The 16,565-nt window shown below is 70.3% G+C and carries 12 protein-coding genes; 5 read left to right on the top strand and 7 right to left on the bottom strand.

Translation table 11 applies throughout. The annotated features are described in order from the left end of the window. Positions 1–89: 89 nt before the first annotated feature. Positions 90–527, bottom strand: a complete 438-nt coding sequence (locus tag ACFQ7C_RS06820) for a pyridoxamine 5'-phosphate oxidase family protein (protein ID WP_378898752.1) — start codon at positions 525–527, stop codon at positions 90–92. Positions 528–591: 64 nt separating this feature from the next. On the opposite strand from ACFQ7C_RS06820, the gene ACFQ7C_RS06815 reads away from it, so the two are divergent. Further along, positions 592–1,206 (top strand): hypothetical protein, encoded by a 615-nt coding sequence (locus tag ACFQ7C_RS06815; RefSeq protein ID WP_378898751.1) that lies wholly within the window; start codon positions 592–594, stop codon positions 1,204–1,206. Positions 1,207–1,294: 88 nt separating this feature from the next. Here the strand turns inward: ACFQ7C_RS06815 and ACFQ7C_RS06810 are convergent, their stop codons facing one another. The 5 genes from ACFQ7C_RS06810 to gabT form a co-directional block, all read right to left on the bottom strand. After that, a complete protein-coding gene (locus ACFQ7C_RS06810; protein ID WP_378898750.1) occupies positions 1,295–2,656 on the bottom strand; it encodes an NAD-dependent succinate-semialdehyde dehydrogenase in 1,362 nt (453 codons plus the stop codon). A gap of 41 nt (positions 2,657–2,697) precedes the next feature. Continuing rightward, complete coding sequence (locus ACFQ7C_RS06805; RefSeq protein ID WP_378898749.1) at positions 2,698–4,263, bottom strand: APC family permease; 1,566 nt, start codon at positions 4,261–4,263, stop codon at positions 2,698–2,700. Continuing rightward, positions 4,263–5,144: a universal stress protein gene (locus ACFQ7C_RS06800; RefSeq protein WP_378898748.1), complete on the bottom strand. Its 882-nt coding sequence runs from the start codon at positions 5,142–5,144 to the stop codon at positions 4,263–4,265. The genes ACFQ7C_RS06805 and ACFQ7C_RS06800 overlap by 1 nt, the downstream gene beginning before the upstream one ends. Further along, on the bottom strand, positions 5,141–6,502 hold the full coding sequence (locus ACFQ7C_RS06795; RefSeq protein WP_378898747.1) for a flavin monoamine oxidase family protein: 1,362 nt from the start codon (positions 6,500–6,502) through the stop codon (positions 5,141–5,143). Before ACFQ7C_RS06795 ends, ACFQ7C_RS06800 begins: the two co-directional genes overlap by 4 nt. Before the next feature lie 97 nt (positions 6,503–6,599). Continuing rightward, positions 6,600–7,961, bottom strand: a complete 1,362-nt coding sequence (gene gabT / locus ACFQ7C_RS06790) for a 4-aminobutyrate--2-oxoglutarate transaminase (protein WP_378898746.1) — start codon at positions 7,959–7,961, stop codon at positions 6,600–6,602. A gap of 93 nt (positions 7,962–8,054) precedes the next feature. Between gabT and ACFQ7C_RS06785 the strand changes: the two genes are divergently transcribed. After that, positions 8,055–9,590 (top strand): PucR family transcriptional regulator, encoded by a 1,536-nt coding sequence (locus ACFQ7C_RS06785; RefSeq protein WP_378898745.1) that lies wholly within the window; start codon positions 8,055–8,057, stop codon positions 9,588–9,590. 398 nt (positions 9,591–9,988) lie between these two features. After that, positions 9,989–11,407: an NAD(P)/FAD-dependent oxidoreductase gene (locus ACFQ7C_RS06780; RefSeq protein WP_378898744.1), complete on the top strand. Its 1,419-nt coding sequence runs from the start codon at positions 9,989–9,991 to the stop codon at positions 11,405–11,407. Positions 11,408–11,465: 58 nt separating this feature from the next. Here ACFQ7C_RS06780 and ACFQ7C_RS06775 read toward each other — a convergent pair whose 3' ends face one another. Then, positions 11,466–12,944 carry a helix-turn-helix domain-containing protein gene (locus tag ACFQ7C_RS06775; protein WP_378898743.1) on the bottom strand — a complete coding sequence of 493 codons (1,479 nt, stop codon included), beginning with the start codon at positions 12,942–12,944 and terminating at the stop codon, positions 11,466–11,468. Positions 12,945–13,231: 287 nt separating this feature from the next. On the opposite strand from ACFQ7C_RS06775, the gene aceB reads away from it, so the two are divergent. Both aceB and ACFQ7C_RS06765 read left to right on the top strand, forming a co-directional pair. After that, on the top strand, positions 13,232–14,872 hold the full coding sequence (gene aceB, locus ACFQ7C_RS06770) for a malate synthase A (RefSeq protein ID WP_378898868.1): 1,641 nt from the start codon (positions 13,232–13,234) through the stop codon (positions 14,870–14,872). Between the two features lie 58 nt (positions 14,873–14,930). Beyond that, complete coding sequence (locus tag ACFQ7C_RS06765; protein ID WP_378898742.1) at positions 14,931–16,526, top strand: isocitrate lyase; 1,596 nt, start codon at positions 14,931–14,933, stop codon at positions 16,524–16,526. Positions 16,527–16,565 lie beyond the last annotated feature (39 nt).

The raw sequence follows: 16,565 nt of genomic DNA, 5'->3' as shown, positions 1-16,565 counted from the left end.
AAGAATGCAGATTTCGACTGCACGATCCAGTGTACGGCATGCCCGCAGGCCCCGCGAACCGGGGCCGCTCCGCAGGCGCGCACATGGGGTCAGTACTGCTGCACCCCGTACCGGTCGGGCTCGGGCGCGCGCTCGAACGCCCGACCCGACAGCGAGGTCGCCTCGACCCGCACGTACGTGTACTTCAGGGTCGGGATCCAGGGCTTGAGGCCCAGTCCGTCCGCGCGCTCCACGTCCGCGGAACGGTCGAGCGGGTGGGCGCGCCCCCGCAGGATCACGCTCCACGCGTCGGTGTCGGTGTGATCGTCGACCTCGAAGAGCACCTCGTCGTTGACCGTCAGCTCGAACAGCTTGCTCCCCTGCGCCGTGCGGAACAGCACGCTCTCGCGGTCGACGACGTAGTTCACGGGGAAGATGTCGAGCACCTCGCCGACGTGTGTGACGAGGCGGCCGAGCTCCTGCCCGCGCAGGCGCTCCCAGCACTCTTCATCGGACAGGGAGACGACGGGGTCCGGTGTGTCTGCCATGACTCCATCCTCGCGCGCGCGCCTCGTCCGCGACACCCCCGGATGACGGCATTACCATTCCGGCATGACCCTCTCCCAGACCCGGCTCGACGAGCTGTGGGACTTCTTCGACGCGGCCGGCTCCGAGGCGCGCCTGCGCGCCGCGGCGGAGGACGAGACGGATGCTGCGACCCGCGCGGAACTCGAGACGCAGGTCGCGCGGGCCCTGGGGCTGCAGGAGCGGTTCGACGAGGCCGACGGGGCCCTGGACGCCGTCTCGATCGAGGACGCCGCCGTGGCCGCACGTGCGGCGCTGGAGCGCGGTCGCGTGCGCAACTCGGCAGGCGACCCCGCGACGGCGGTGCCGTACTTCCTCGCGGCGGTGGATGCGGCATCTGCCGCGGGCCTGACGTTCCTGCGGGTCGACGCCCTGCACATGCTCGCGATCGCCGAGCCCGATCAGGCCGAGGAGTGGACGGCGGCCGCCTTCGGCGCCCTCGACGGCGTCGAGGACCCGCGCACGCTCCGCTGGAGGGTGTCGCTGCACAACAACGCCGGCTGGCGCCTGTTCGACGCCGGCCGCTTCACCGAGGCGGTCACCTCGTTCGAGGCGGCACGGGAGGCTGCGACCCGCTGGGGCACGCCGCAGCAGGTCCAGTGGGCGGATGAGGCCCTCGCCGAGGCCCGCGCAGTGCTCTAGCGTTTCGTCCCGCTTCGCTCGCTCGACGACCGATCCTCCGGTCGTCGAGCGAGCTTGCGAGTCGAAACGCGCGCACCCGGCGCAGCCGTCAGGCGCCGATGCGGATCAGCTTCTTGTTGACGAACTCGTCGGCGGCGAGCAGGCCCATCTCGCGGGAGGTGCCGGAGCGCTTCACGCCGCCGAAGGGCAGACCAGGCTCGTCGGCGAGGACCACGTTGACGTAGACCATGCCGGCGTCGATCTTGTCGGCGACGCGCTTGGCCTGCTCCTCGTCCGTCGTGAAGACGTACGAACCGAGGCCGAAGCTCGTGTCGTTGGCGATCTTGACGGCCTCGTCCTCGTCGGCGGCCTTGTAGACCACGCCCACCGGGCCGAAGAACTCCTCGCGGTACGCGTCCATGTCGCTGGTGACGCCGGTGAGCACGGTGCCCGGGTAGAACGCACCGTCACGGGTGCCGCCGGCGACGAGGGTCGCCCCCTGCTCGACCGCCTTGTCGACCTGCTCGGCCAGGCGCTCGGCCGCGGTGAGCGAGGACAGCGGCCCGAGCACGGTGTCCTCGGCGAACGGGTCGCCCACCTTCGCCTCCGTCATCTTCGCGGTGAACTTCTCGAGGAACGCGTCGTACAGGCCGTCGACCACGATGAACCGCTTGGCGGCGTTGCACGACTGGCCGGTGTTGTCCAGGCGCGCGTCGACCGCCGCCTGCACGGCGCCGTCGAGGTCGTCGGTCGAGAGCAGGATGAACGGGTCGGACCCGCCGAGCTCGAGTGCGACCTTCTTGAGGTTGCGCCCGGCGACCTCGGCGACGGCAGCGCCGGCGCGCTCCGAGCCGGTCACCGAGACACCCTGCACGCGCCGGTCCGCGATGATCGCCGCTGCTTGCTCGTTCGTGGCGTACACGTTGGTGTACACGCCCTCGAGACCGGCGTCCGCGTACATCGCGGCGATCGCGGCGGCGGACTCGGGGCACTGGCCGGCGTGCTTGAGGATGATCGTGTTGCCGATCACGATGTTCGGCGCCGCGAAGCGGGCGACCTGGTAGTACGGGAAGTTCCACGGCATGATGCCCAGCAGCACGCCGAGGGCGGAGCGCCGGATGACCGCCGTGCCCTCGCCGTCGATGTCGATCGGCTGGTCGCCGGTGATCTTCTCGGCGTGGTCCGCGTAGTACTCGGTGATGTCGGCGGCGAAGTCGACCTCGCCGAGCGCGGCCTCCAGTGGCTTGCCCATCTCGCGCACGATGATCGCGGCCAGGTCGTCGCGACGCTCGCGGTGGAGCTCCGCCACCTTGCGGATGCGTGCGGCGCGCTCGGCCACGGGCTGGTCGCGCCACGTGCGGTACGCGGCATCCGCTCCCGCGATCGCGGTCTCGAGAGCCTCGTCGGTGATGGTCGGATACGTGGCCAGGGTCTCTCCCGTGGCCGGGTTCACGACAGCGTAGTCGGTCATGCTTCCTCTTCCGATCGGATGGATTGGGGACAGTCTGCCCGTCAGCGCCGGGCGCGACGAAGGCTCTCGGGTGCGTCGATACTGAGTGTCTCACCGCGGAAGAACGCCGGACGCTTGATCGCCTGCCAGATCATGATGACGACACCGGCGAGGATGACGACGACGCCCAGCACGAACACGAGGCCCAGCCCGCCGATGCTCGATCCGCTGCCGTACGCCGGGTCCATCGAGTCGATGAGGGTCGTGACGAAGAGCACAGCCAGGATCGCGCCGCCCACGAGCGGGAACAGGAACGTGAAGAAGAAGCTGCGCACAGAGTCGAACCACTGCTTGCGGAAGTACCAGACGCATGCGAACGCGGTGAGGCCGTAGTAGAAGCAGATCATCATGCCGAGCGACAGGATCGTGTCGGTGAGCACGTTCTCGCTGACCACGCGCATGACGGCGTAGAAGACCGACGCCACGATCGCCGACACCACGGTGGCGTAGCCGGGCGTGAAGAAGCGCGGGCTCACCCTCGCGAACTTCGGCGGCAGCGCGCCGTAGTGCCCCATCGCGAGCAGCGTGCGCGCGGGACCGACGGCCGTCGACTGCAGCGAGGCGGCGGAGCTCGAGAGCACCGCGAGCGACACGAGGAACGCCAGGGGCCCCAGGATCGGGTCGGACAGCGCGAAGAACACGTTCGCCGAGATGTCCTCGTTGGCGAGGCCCAGCGGGCCGTCGCCGACGCCGGCGAACATGATCAGGCCGATCGACAGCAGGAGGTACAGCGTGACGACGATCACGACGGTGAGCATCGCCGCGCGCCCCGGCGTCTTGGCGGGGTTCTTGGTCTCCTCGTTCATCGTGAGGACGACGTCCCAGCCCCAGAAGATGAAGATCGACAGCGACAGGCCGGCCGCGAAGGCGCTGAACGTCGGCACCTCGAACGGGTTGAACCACGACCACGAGAACGCCGTCGGGTCGGGTGCGTCGCCCGAGACCGCCTTGGCGATCGCGACGACGGCGAACAGCAGCAGCACGACGACCTGGAAGGTCACCAGGACGTACTGGAACTTCTGCGTGGTCTGCATGTCGCGGTACGAGATGAGCGTCGCGCCGAGCATGAAGAGCAGGCACACCACGACGTTGACGAACGGGTCGAACGCGAGCTCGGCGATGTCGGGGTTGCCGCTCAGCTGCGAGATCAGCAGGAACAGGAACTCCACGGCGATGCCGGCGAGGTTCGAGAGCACGATGACGGTGGCGGCCACGAGTCCCCAGCCGGTCATCCAGCCGATCCAGGGGCCGAAGGCCCGCACGCCCCAGGTGAAGGAGGTGCCCGAGTCGGGCATCGCGCGGTTGAGCTCGCGGTAGCCGAACGCGGTCAGCAGCATCGGGATGAAGCCGACCAGGATGATCGCCGGCACCTGTGTGCCGACGACCGAGACGGTCGGGCCGAGCGACGCGGTGAGCGTGTAGGCCGGGGCGATGGTCGACACGCCGATGACGACGGCGCCGAGGACGCCGACCGCTCCCGCGCTCAGGCCCTTCTTGGACAGCTCACCGGCGTGCGCGCCGGCGGACGGGGCCAGCGGCGTGGTGCCGCGGCTCTCGGAAGCGCTCATCAGCGTGCGCCTTTCTTGCCGCGCGTGCGGGGCACCACGACCATGGGTACGGGAAGCTCGTGCAGCATCTTCGCCGCGGTCGAGCCGAGGAACAGACGCCGGCGCCGGGCCAGCCGGCTCGAGCCGACCACCGCGAGTTCGCCGGGCTCCCAGCCGAGGTGGGCGACGGCGTCTTCGATGCTGTCGCCGCGGGCGACGACCACGTCGGCCTCGACGCCGTCGGGCAGCGCCTCGAGGGCCTTGCCGAGCACGTCGTCGGCGTGGGCGGCGCCCGCGATGCGGATGACGCCGGTGTCGACCCCGGCGGGAAGGTCCACCGAGACGAGCGACAGCAGCCGCAGCTCGGCGCCCGTCGCGGTGGCGAGGGCCACGCTCTCGTCGAGCAGTGCGCTCGCCCCGGGGCGTGTGCCGATGGCGGCCGTGACGCGGCTGATCGAGGTGGCCTCCAGCCGGCGCGAGCCCTCGGGGGCGAGCACGACGGGCACGTCGGACGAGTGCAGCAGCTCGTTCGCGACGGTGCCGAGGCGGTGGCGTCCGCGCAGGCCGCCGTTCGCGGCTCCGACGACGATGTGGGATGCCGCGAGCTCGTGCGCGGCGGCGATCAGGCCCTCGGCGAAGGAGTCGCCGAAACGCACGTGCGACGTGTGGGTCACAGCATCCGGAATCGAAGCGGCAGCCTCGGCGAGCCACGTCTCGGCCTGCGTCACGAGGTAGCGGTCGTAGCCCGCGTCGGGCGGGGTGATGACGCTGCGGTCCTCGGCGGGGAGCACCAGCACGAGGTCGAGCGGTGCATCCATGGCCGAGGCCAGGCGTGCGCCCAGGGCGACGGCATCCGCTCCCGCGTCCGTCGCCGTGTAGCCGACGACGATGCGGTCGCTCATCGGCGTGCCGCCTCGACGATGTTCGCGGCGACGAGGCGCCCCATGCGGATCGCGCCGTCGACGTGCTGGTAGCCGGCGCCGGCCATGTCGCTGCACGCGAAGTGGATGGGGCCGACGGGGGTGCGCAGGTCCGCGCCGTAGCGGGCGAGGCCGCCGAGGTCGAAGCTCGCGGCGTACGCGCCGCGCGTCCACTCCTCCGCGCCCCAGTCGCTCTCGAAGTACACGAGCGGGGTCTTGGCCTCGGGGCCGTAGTAGTGCGACAGCGACTCGAGGATGCGCTCCTTGCGCTCCTCGGCCGAGACGCGGAACAGGTCGTCGGCGTTGCGGTCCGACACGAAGCCGACGAGGGTGCCCCGCTCGTCGCCGTGGTTCGTGTTGTCGTACGCCTCGTGGGAGATCTCGTACGGACTGAACGCGGTCCCCGACAGGCCCTGCTCACGCCAGAACGGACGGTCGTAGACGGCGTGGACCTTGATGACGAAGCCCATCGAGATGTGCTGGTGCATCTGCTGCTTGAGGCGCGGCAGCGGCGGTGCGAACTCGATCCAGGGGTACAGGATCGGCGCGTGCGCGAGGATCACGAACCGCGCGCGCACCTCGAGGCCGTTGTCGGTCACGACGCGCACGCCGTCCTCCGACCGGTGCACCTCCGTCACCGGCTGGCCGAGGATGACGTCGTCGCCCAGACGCTCGGCGAGCAGGAGCGGGACCTGCTGCAGGCCGCCGACCACGCGCTCGTCGAGGATGAAGTCCGCGTCGACGAGGTGCGAGAAGCTGCCGGCACTGGCCGCCATGAGGAGTGCCTGCAGCGCCGAGAACGCGTACGCGGGCTTGGTGAGCATCGCGCCGGCGATGAAGAGGGCGATGTTGTCGCGCGCCTCCTGGTCGTCGGTCTGCTCCTCGAGCCACGCCTCGAACGAGATGCGGTCGAGCGTCTCGGCGTCGGGGTGCTCCCACGGCTTGTCGGGGTCGATCTGCGCGACGAGCCCGTCGAGCACCTCGATGAGGCGCACGATCTCCTTCTCCGTCTCGGGCGCGACGGGGAAGATCTCGCCCGTGAAGCGGGTGAGCTCGCCGTCCTGGCCGATGTAGACCGAGTCGCCCTCGCGATACCGGCTGTACGTCTCGAGACCCAGCTCTGCGAGGGTCTCCTTGAGGGCGTCCTGGTCGGGCGACACCCACTGCCCGCCGATCTCGAGCATCGCACCGTCGACGACGTCGGTCCACAGGCGCCCGCCCACGCGGTCGCGCGCCTCCAGCACGACGACCGACAGGCCCGCCTTCTTCAGTTCGTTGGCAGCGGTCGTGCCGGCGGCGCCGGCGCCGACGATGACGACGTCGCGGGTCAGCTCGGTCATTCGGACTCCTTCGTCAAGCGGGGTTCGTTCGTCTTGTGCAGACAGTGCGAGGCGGATGCTGCGACCACCGCGCGGGCGGCGGCCGCAGCATCCGTGATCAAGAGGCAGCGAGCGCTGCGGCGACGACGTCCAGGCCCTCGTGGAGCAGGTCGTCGGTGATCGACAGCGGCGGCAGGAAGCGGATCACGTTCCCGTAGGTGCCGCAGGTGAGCACGATGACGCCCTGTGCGATGGACGCCTTCGCGACCGCGGCGGTGAGCGCGGCGTCCGGCTCGCCCGTCGCGGGGTCCACGAACTCCGCGGCGATCATGGCGCCGTGCCCGCGCACGTCTCCCACGCGCGGGTCGGAAGCCTGCAGCTCGCGCAGCCGGCCCTTCAGGATGGTCTCGATCTCGCGGGCGCGCTCGAGCATCCCGTCGTTCTCGAACACGTCGATCGCGGCGAGCGCGGCGGCGCACGCGATGGGGTTGCCGCCGTAGGTGCCGCCGAGGCCGCCCGCGTGCGAGGCGTCCATGATCTCGGCCCGGCCCGTCACGGCCGCGAGGGGCAGGCCTCCCGCGATGCCCTTGGCGGTCGTGATCAGGTCCGGCACGATGCCGAACACGTCGCTCGCGAACATCTCCCCCGTGCGGGCGAAGCCGGTCTGGATCTCGTCGGCGATGAACACCACGTCGTTCGCGCGGCACCACTCGACGAGGGCGGGCAGGAAGCCGTCGGCGGGCACGATGAAGCCGCCCTCGCCCTGGATGGGCTCGATGATGATCGCGGCGAGGTTGTCGGCGCCGACCTGCTTCTCGATCATCGAGATGGCCTTCTTGGCCGCGAGGCCTCCGTCGAGCCCGTCGCGGTAGGGGTACGACAGCGGCGCGCGGTAGATCTCCGACGCGAACGGGCCGAACCCGCTCTTGTAGGGCATCGACTTCGCGGTGAGCGCCATCGTGAGGTTGGTGCGGCCGTGGTAGCCGTGGTCGAACGCCACGACGGCCTGCTTGCCGGTGTACTTGCGGGCGATCTTGACCGCGTTCTCCACCGCCTCGGCGCCCGAGTTGAACAGCGCGCTCTTCTTGGCGTGGTCGCCTGGCGTGATGCGGTTGAGCGCCTCCGCGACCGACACGTACGAGTCGTACGGCGCGATCATGAAGCACGTGTGGGTGAACTGGGCGACCTGCTCCTGCACGGCCGCGACGACCTTGGGGTGCGCGTTGCCGATCGTCGTGACGGCGATGCCCGAGCCGAGGTCGATGAGCGAGTTGCCGTCGGCGTCGACGATGACGCCGCCGCCGGCCGCGACGGCCTGCACGGGCGCGGTGTGGCCCACGCCAGCGGCGACCGCACCCGCCTTGCGGTCGAGGAGCTCCTGCGAGCGGGGACCGGGGATGCTGGTGACCAGGCGGCGCTCCTGCGGAAGCGTCGGACCGCCGAGGGGCGTTGCGGTGATGGTGTCGGCTGCGCTGCTCATGCTCGGGAGCGTATGTCGCGGTCGGGAACCGGCGCACCCGCCTCAATGTACATTCTGTCCGGCCTAGTGTACGAGCCGTACACTCGGAGCATCATGGACGCCGACGCCCCCACCCTTCGCGCCCTCCTCGCCCGGCGGGATCTGAAGCTGTCGCTCGCCGGCGACGACCTCGACCCGAGCGCCCTGGACCGCGGCATCCGGTGGGTGCACAGCTCCGACCTCGCCGACCCGACGCCGTTCCTCTCCGAGGGGCTCGTGCTGCTGACCACCGGCACGCAGTTCCCGTCGGGCGACGACGCCGACGCGGCGGCGGTCTATCGTTCCTACGTGCACCGCCTGGCCGCGCGCGGCGTGGTGGGCCTCGGCTTCGGCACGGAGGTCGTGCGCGCCGGCATTCCGCCCGCCCTCGTCGACGCGTGCCGAGACGAACGGATGCCGCTGTTCGAGGTCCCGTACCGCACGCCGTTCATCGCGGTGGCCCGGGCCAACGCCGAGGCGATCGCCGCCGAGGCGTACGCGCGGCGGAGCTGGGCGCTGGCGGCGCAGCGGGCGATCGCCCTGGCGGCGCTGCGCCCCGATGGACTCGGGGCGACGGTCGCCGAGCTGGCGAAGCAGCTCGACACGTGGGTGGGCATGTTTGACGCGGCGGGCGAGCTCGCGCGCGAGCATCCCGCCGGGGGGCTCGGCGCCGAGACGGCGGCGGCGCTTCAGCGAGAGGTGACCGGCGTGCTGCACCGCGGCGCGCGGGCGGGCTCCTCGCTGCACATCGGCGACACGCCGTTCTCGCTCCAGACCCTCGGCCGCGGGGGGCACCTGCGCGGCGTGATCGCGATCGCGGCCGGCGATCTCGACCAGGAGGGACGGGTGGTCGTGACCGCCGTCATCGCCATGGCCGGACTCGCGCTCGAGCAGCAGCAGGGCCTCGGCCGCGCGCGCAACGCGCTGCGCGCCGGCCTCGTGCAGTCGCTGCTCACCGGCGACCCGGCCCTCGCCCGTCGCACCTCGCGAGAGCTGTGGGGACCGCTGCCGTCCGCTCCGGTGGTCGTCGGAGTGACGGATGCTGCGACCGCACGCGTCGACGGCATCGCCGAGCTCCTCGAGCTCTGGGCCGACGAGCGCCGCGGCGCGCTGTTCTTCGGCCGTGGCGAGGACGGGCTCGTGCTGGTCGTGCCCGCGGACGACAGGTCGAGCATCGACGAGCTCGTCGGTCGCTTCGACGTGCGCGTCGGGCTGTCGGACCCGACCGGCTACGACGGGTTCGCCGCGGCACTCGGGCAGGCGCGCGTCGCGCGGGACCGCGGCATCCGTCCCGTCACGGAGTTCGCCGAGGTCGCCCGCACCGGCGTCCTGTCGGCGCTCACCGACGAGGCCCGCGCGCTGGCGAGAGCGGAGCTCGCCCCGCTGTACGACCACGACGCCGCACAGGGCACGCGCCTCGTCGAGACGCTGAGGGTGTGGCTCGACGAGGACTGCTCGCACGAGGCATCCGCTCAGGCCCTCGGCGTCCACCGCCACACCGTGCGCACCCGGCTCGCCCTCATCGAGCGCGTGCTGAGTCGCGATCTCTCGTCGTTCGCGACCCGCGCCGAGCTGTGGGCGGCGCTGCGCGCCCTCGACTCGTCGGTCTGATCCCCGTCGGAGCTCGGCGTCCGCGCTGTTCCGGGCGCTCGAACACTCTCAAAACCTCGATGAACTTCCGCCTCACACGACGCACCCCCACCCGGCGCCCAGACCCGATGAACTTCCAACTCACACGACGCACCCCCACCCGGCGCCCAGACCCGATGAACTTCCGGCTCACACGACGCACCCCCACCCGGCGCCCAAGCCCGATGAACTTCCGGCTCACACGACGCACCCCCACCCGGCGCCCAAGCCCGATGAACTTCCGGCTCACACGAAGTCGCTTGTGTGAGCCGGAAGTTCATTGACCGAAAAGACAGGTGGCGCACGATCGGTCCGAGGGCGCCGGCGTTCGCAACACTCCGTTTCGGCGCACCGGCGACGCGACCGGCAAGGATGGGGCTATGACGGAACCCGGTGGCCGCTCGCAACTCGATCACGCGCCGGTGCACAACGGCGAGGTGTCGTGGTGGTGGCGGAGCCTCGGCGGCACGCCGGCGCCGCGCGCGCCCCTCCCGGGCGACACCGACGTCGACGTCGCGATCGTCGGCGGCGGCTACACCGGCCTGTGGACCGCGTATTACCTGAAGCGCGCGCAGCCCGACCTGCGGGTCGTCGTGCTCGAGCAGCGGTTCGCCGGGTTCGGCGCGTCCGGTCGCAATGGCGGGTGGCTCACCAACACGGTCACCGGGGGCCGTGAGCGGTATGCCGAGACGCACGGCCGCGACGCCGCGATCGCGCAGCAGCGGGCGCTCAACGAGACCGTCGACGAGGTGATCGCCGTCGCGGCCCGCGAGGGCATCGACGCCGACGTCGTCAAGGGCGGCGAGTACGGCGTCGCCCGCACGCCGGCGCAGCTCGCGCGCCTGCGTGCGGCCGTCGCGGCCGAGCAGGCCTGGCCGCACACCGACATCGAATGGCTGGATGCTGCGGCCGCAGCATCCCGGATCCGCATCGCCGGCTCGCTCGGCGCCGCGTGGCACCCGCACTGCGCCCGCGTGCACCCGGCGAAGCTGGTGCGCGGGCTCGCCGAGGCGGTGGAGCGACTCGGCGTGCCGATCCACGAGCAGACCCACGTGCGCGAGATCGCGCCCGGGCGGGCGATCACCGACCGCGGCACCGCGCGCGCGGCCCACGTGCTGCGGGCCACCGAGGGATTCACCGCCGACCTCCGCGGCGAGCACCGCACATGGCTGCCGATGAACTCATCGATGATCGTGACGGAGGCGCTGCCGCGGTCGTTCTGGGACGCCGTCGGCTGGGACGGGCACGAGACGCTCGGCGACTTCGCCCACGTGTACATGTACGCCCAGCGCACCGCAGACGACCGCATCGCGTTCGGCGGGCGCGGCGTGCCCTACCGCTACGGCTCGCGCGTCGACACCGACGGCACCACCCAGGAGCGCACGATCGCATCGCTCACGCGGTTGCTGCGGGAGTTCTTCCCGGATGCTGCGGGCGTACCGGTCGCGCACGCCTGGGCCGGCGTGCTCGGGGTGCCACGCGATTGGTCGGCCACGGTCGTCCATGACCGGGAGACCGGCCTCGGCTGGGCCGGCGGCTACGTCGGGACCGGCGTCACCGCGACGAACCTCGCGGGCCGCACGCTCGCCGACCTCGTGCTCGAGCGCGACACCGACCTCACCCGGCTCCCTTGGGTGGGCCACCGCACCAGGCGCTGGGAGGTCGAGCCGCTGCGCTGGACCGCCGTGAACGCGATCTACACCGCGTATCGGATGGCGGATCGGGCCGAGGCATCCGGATCCTCCGCCCGCACCGCATGGCCCGCGCACGTCGCGGATTTCGTCGCCGGCCGCCACTGACCCGCCTTGCCTCGCACACCGCGTCGTCCGGATCAGGAGACAGCGTGCCAGGGCCGACTCAGCGCGGCGCGTGCGCCTCGAGGAACTCGTACACGTCGGTCGTGTCGACGCCGGGGAACGAGCCGGTCGGCAGGGTCGCCAGCAGCGTACGCGGCGTGCGCACGTTGGGCCACGACTGCTCGCGCCACGACGCCTCGAGCTCGGCCGGCGCGCGACGGCAGCAGACCTCGACGGAGTGCTTCGACACCCCGCGGTTGGGGGTGTCCCGGCCGAGGAACCACTTCGTGTCGTCGAAGCGCACGCCGACGCTGATCGAGTGGGCGCCCTCGCTCGAGAGCTCGACGCGGGCGGTGCACCAGTACGTGCCGTTGCCGGTGTCGGTGTACTGGTAGTACGGGTTGAAGTGGTCGTCGACGTCGAAGACGACGCGCGAGGTCCACTTGCGGCAGCACATCTGGCCCTCGATCGCGCCGAGACGGTCGGTCGGGAAGTTCACGTCGTCGTTCTCGTAGACCTTCGTGATGACGCCGGACTCGTGCACCTTGAGGAAGTGGACGGGTAGCCCGAGGTGCACCGTCGCGAGGTTCGTGAAGCGGTGCGCTGCCGTTTCGTACGACACCGAGTAGGCGTCACGGAGGTCCTCGATCGAGAGCGAGCGGTCCGCCTTGGCCTCCTGCAGGAACGGCACCGCGTGCGACTCGGGGATGAGCAGCGCGCCGGTGAGGTAGTTCGTCTCGACCCGCTGACGGAGGAAGTCCGCGTACGAGGTCGGCTCGCGGTGTCCGAGGATGCGGCTCGACAGCGCCTGGAGCACCGCCGTGCGCGGGTCGCCCTTCGTGGTGAGCCGGCTCGACAGGTACAGCCGGCCGTTCTTGATGTCGGCGACCGACCGGGTCGTCTGCGGCAGGTCGGGCACATAGTGCAGGGTGAAGCCCAGGTGAGCCGCGATATCGGACGCCGTGCGCTGGGTGAGCGGACCGCCGGGGTGATCCACCGCTTCGAGGATGCGCCGCGCCTGCTGCTCGAGCTCGGCGAAGTAGTTGTTCTGCGTGCGCATGAGCTTGCGCAGCGCCACGTTCGCACGGCGCGCCTCCTCGGGGGTCGCGGCGCGCTCGTCGCGCAGCCGCTCGATCTCGCCCTGCAGCGCCAGCATCGCCTTGAGCGCCTCGGTCGGCACCGTCTTGCCGATGCGGAACGGCGGGATGCCGAGCGCCTGGAACGTCTGACCGCGCATCGCCCGCTCGAGCGAGATCTCGAGGGTCGCGCGCTCGTCGAGCGGCTCGGACTCGAGGATCGCGTCGATCGAGGAGCCGAGCGCGCGCGCGATCGCCTGCAGCAGCGTGAGTTTCGGCTCGCGCCGCCCGTTCTCGATCATCGACAGCTGGCTCGGCGCACGGTCGACGGCGGCGGCGAGCTCTTCGAGCGTCATGCCGCGATCGGTGCGCAGCTGCCGGATCCGGCGGCCGATGGTGAGGGGGTCCACCTCATCATCGTCCGGGACTTCACCGCGCAGATCGGAGGTCAACGTCGTCGTCATGCCGCGATTCTGTCACGAAAGCAGAAATACCGGAAAACTTCACACCCGAATTCGTCGGTTCAACCCCCGAACTTCACCCCAGAGTGGTGTCACGACGAACCACCGATCCAGCCAGACGCGGATCACGGATGCCTCGACCCGGCCGACACCGCCGGTTCGGAGGCATCCGCCCCAGAACTCGACACCCCGTTCACCCGTCACGATGTGGCACTGACTCCGGCACTTCGCGACAGGTGGACATACCCACACAGGAAGGCAGGGACATGACACCTGCGACCGCCACCCCGATGCGTACGCGCACCGGCCCCATCCCCACCCAGACGCACGAGCCCTCGATCGAGATCGCCGGCCGTCTCGCGCCGCGCTACGACGAGATCCTGACGCCCGAAGCGCTCGCGTTCCTCACCGAGCTGCACCACCGCTTCGGCGCCCGCCGCCACGACCGGCTCGCCGACCGCATGCGCCGCCGCTTCGAGATCGGCAACGGACACGACCCGCAGTTCCGCGACGACACCCGTCACATCCGCGAGGACGCCGACTGGAAGGTCGCGGGCGCCGGCCCCGGCCTCGAGGACCGTCGCGTCGAGATCACGGGCCCGACCGACCCGAAGATGACCATCAACGCGCTGAACTCCGGCGCCAAGGTGTGGCTGGCCGACCAGGAGGACGCCACGAGCCCGACCTGGCAGAACGTCATCGAGGGCCAGCTGAGCCTGCGCGACGCGATCCGCGGCGAACTGTTGTTCACGAGCCCCGAAGGCAAGCGCTACGAGGTCACCGCGACCGAGACGCCGACCATCGTGATGCGCCCGCGCGGCTGGCACCTGCCCGAGCAGCACATCCGGTTCACCGACCGCACCGGCCGCACGATGGCCGCGTCGGGCTCTCTTGTCGACTTCGGGCTGTACTTCTTCCACAACGCTCAGCAGCTGATCGCGAACGGCCGCGGCCCCTACTTCTACATCGCCAAGCTCGAGTCGAGCGAAGAGGCGAAGCTGTGGGACGACGTGTTCACGTTCAGCGAGCAGTACGTCGGCGTCCCGCACGGCACGATCCGCGCGACCGTGCTCATCGAGACGCTGCCGGCCGCGTTCGAGATGGAGGAGATCCTGTTCGAGCTGCGCGACCACATCGCGGGCCTGAACGCCGGCCGCTGGGACTACATCTTCTCGATCATCAAGAACTACCGCGGCCGCGGCGCGCGCTTCGTGCTGCCCGACCGCAGCGAGGTCACGATGACGGTCCCGTTCATGCGGGCCTACACCGAGCTGCTCGTGAAGACGTGCCACAAGCGCGGCGCCTTCGCGATCGGCGGCATGAGCGCCTTCATCCCGAACCGCCGCGACCCCGAGGTCACCGAGCGCGCGTTCGAGAAGGTCGCCGCCGACAAGAAGCGCGAGGCCGGCGACGGGTTCGACGGCACGTGGGTCGCGCATCCCGACCTGATCCCGGTGGCCCGTGCCGAGTTCGACGCGGTGCTGGGCGAGCGCCCGAACCAGCTCGACCGTCAGCGCCCTGAGGTGGAGGTGTCGGCGGCCGACCTCATCGACGTCCACATCGGGCGCCCGGTCACGGCGGCCGGCGTGCACGGCAACGTGTCGGTGGCGGTCCGCTACATCGAGGCGTGGCTGCGCGGCCTCGGCGCCGTCGCGATCGACAACCTCATGGAGGATGCCGCCACCGCCGAGATCTCGCGCTCGCAGGTATGGCAGTGGATCCACCAGGACCAGACGACCGATGACGGCACGGCGATCACCCGCGACTACATCGAGGGCCTGATCGACCAGGTGCTGGGCGAGGTGGAGCGTCGCGAGGGGGATCGCTTCGACGATGCGGCGGACATCTTCCGCGAGGTCGCGCTCGGCCAGGACTTCCCGGCGTTCCTCACGCTGCCGGCCTACACGAAGTTCCTGGTCGACGGCGACTGATCCGCCGACGACGGATCCCCCCACCCCCGACCACCACGACGAACAGCAAGGAAGAGAAATGACTGCCTACCAGGACGACATCGAAGCCATCCGGGCGCTCAAGGAGCAGCACGGCTCGAGCTGGGATGCCATCGACCCCGAGTCCGCCGCCCGCATGCGGGCGCAGAACCGGTTCCGGACCGGACTCGAGATCGCCCAGTACACGGCCGACATCATGCGCCGCGACATGGCCGAGTACGACGCCGACTCGTCGGTCTACACCCAGTCGCTCGGCGTCTGGCACGGCTTCATCGGGCAGCAGAAGCTCATCTCGATCAAGAAGCATCTCAAGAGCACGAACAAGCGCTACCTGTACCTGTCGGGGTGGATGGTCGCCGCGCTCCGCTCGGAGTTCGGACCCCTTCCCGACCAGTCGATGCACGAGAAGACCGCGGTGCCCGCGCTGATCGCGGAGCTGTACACGTTCCTCCGCCAGGCCGACGCCCGCGAGCTCGACCTGCTCTTCACCCAGCTGGACGACGCCCGGGCCGCCGGCGACGACACCGCGGTCGAGTTCATCCAGTCGCAGATCGACAACCACGAGACCCACGTGGTGCCGATCATCGCCGACATCGACGCCGGCTTCGGCAACCCCGAGGCCACCTACCTCCTCGCCAAGAAGATGATCGAGGCGGGTGCGTGCGCCATCCAGATCGAGAACCAGGTGTCGGACGAGAAGCAGTGCGGCCATCAGGACGGCAAGGTCACGGTTCCGCACGAGGACTTCATCGCGAAGCTCAACGCGGTGCGCTACGCGTTCCTCGAGCTGGGGATCGAGAACGGCATCGTCGTGGCCCGCACCGACTCGCTCGGCGCCGGCCTCACGCAGAAGCTCGCCGTCACGCGTGAGCCCGGCGACCTCGGCGATCAGTACAACTCGTTCCTCGATGTCGAAGAGATCTCGGACGCCGACCTCGGCAACGGCGACGTCGTCATCAAGCGCGACGGCAGGCTGCTGCGCCCGAAGCGTCTCGCGAGCAACCTCTACCAGTTCCGCTCCGGGACCGGCGAGGAGCGTGTCGTGCTCGACTGCATCACGTCGCTGCAGAACGGCGCCGACCTGCTGTGGATCGAGACCGAGAAGCCGCACGTGGAGCAGATCGCGGGCATGGTCGACGCGATCCGCGAGGTGATCCCGAACGCGAAGCTCGTCTACAACAACAGCCCGTCGTTCAACTGGACGCTCAGCTTCCGCCAGCAGGCGTACGACCTTCTCGCGCAGCAGGGCGAGGATGTCTCGGCGTACGACCGGGGCGACCTGATGAGCGTCGAGTACGACGAGACCGAGCTGGCGCGGCTGGCCGACGAGAAGATCCGCACGTTCCAGCGCGACGGCTCTGCCCGCGCCGGGATCTTCCACCACCTCATCACGCTCCCGACGTACCACACGGCGGCTCTGTCGACCGACAGCCTCGCCAAGGGCTACTTCGGCGACGAGGGCATGCTCGCCTACGTGAAGGGCGTCCAGCGTCGCGAGATCCGCGAGGGCATCGCCACGGTGAAGCACCAGAACATGGCCGGAAGCGACATCGGCGACAACCACAAGGAGTACTTCGCCGGCGACGCCGCCCTCAAGGCGGGCGGCCAGCACAACACGATGAACCAGTTCAACTGAGTCCCACCAGGACGAAGAACGACGGATGCCGCAACCCGA

The organism is Microbacterium sp. NPDC056569, assembly GCF_042793475.1.
In the GTDB taxonomy this organism is placed as follows: Bacteria; Actinomycetota; Actinomycetes; order Actinomycetales; family Microbacteriaceae; genus Microbacterium.
Note: the sequence above shows the minus strand (reverse complement) of the source record. Positions and strands in the feature narration are given on the sequence as shown.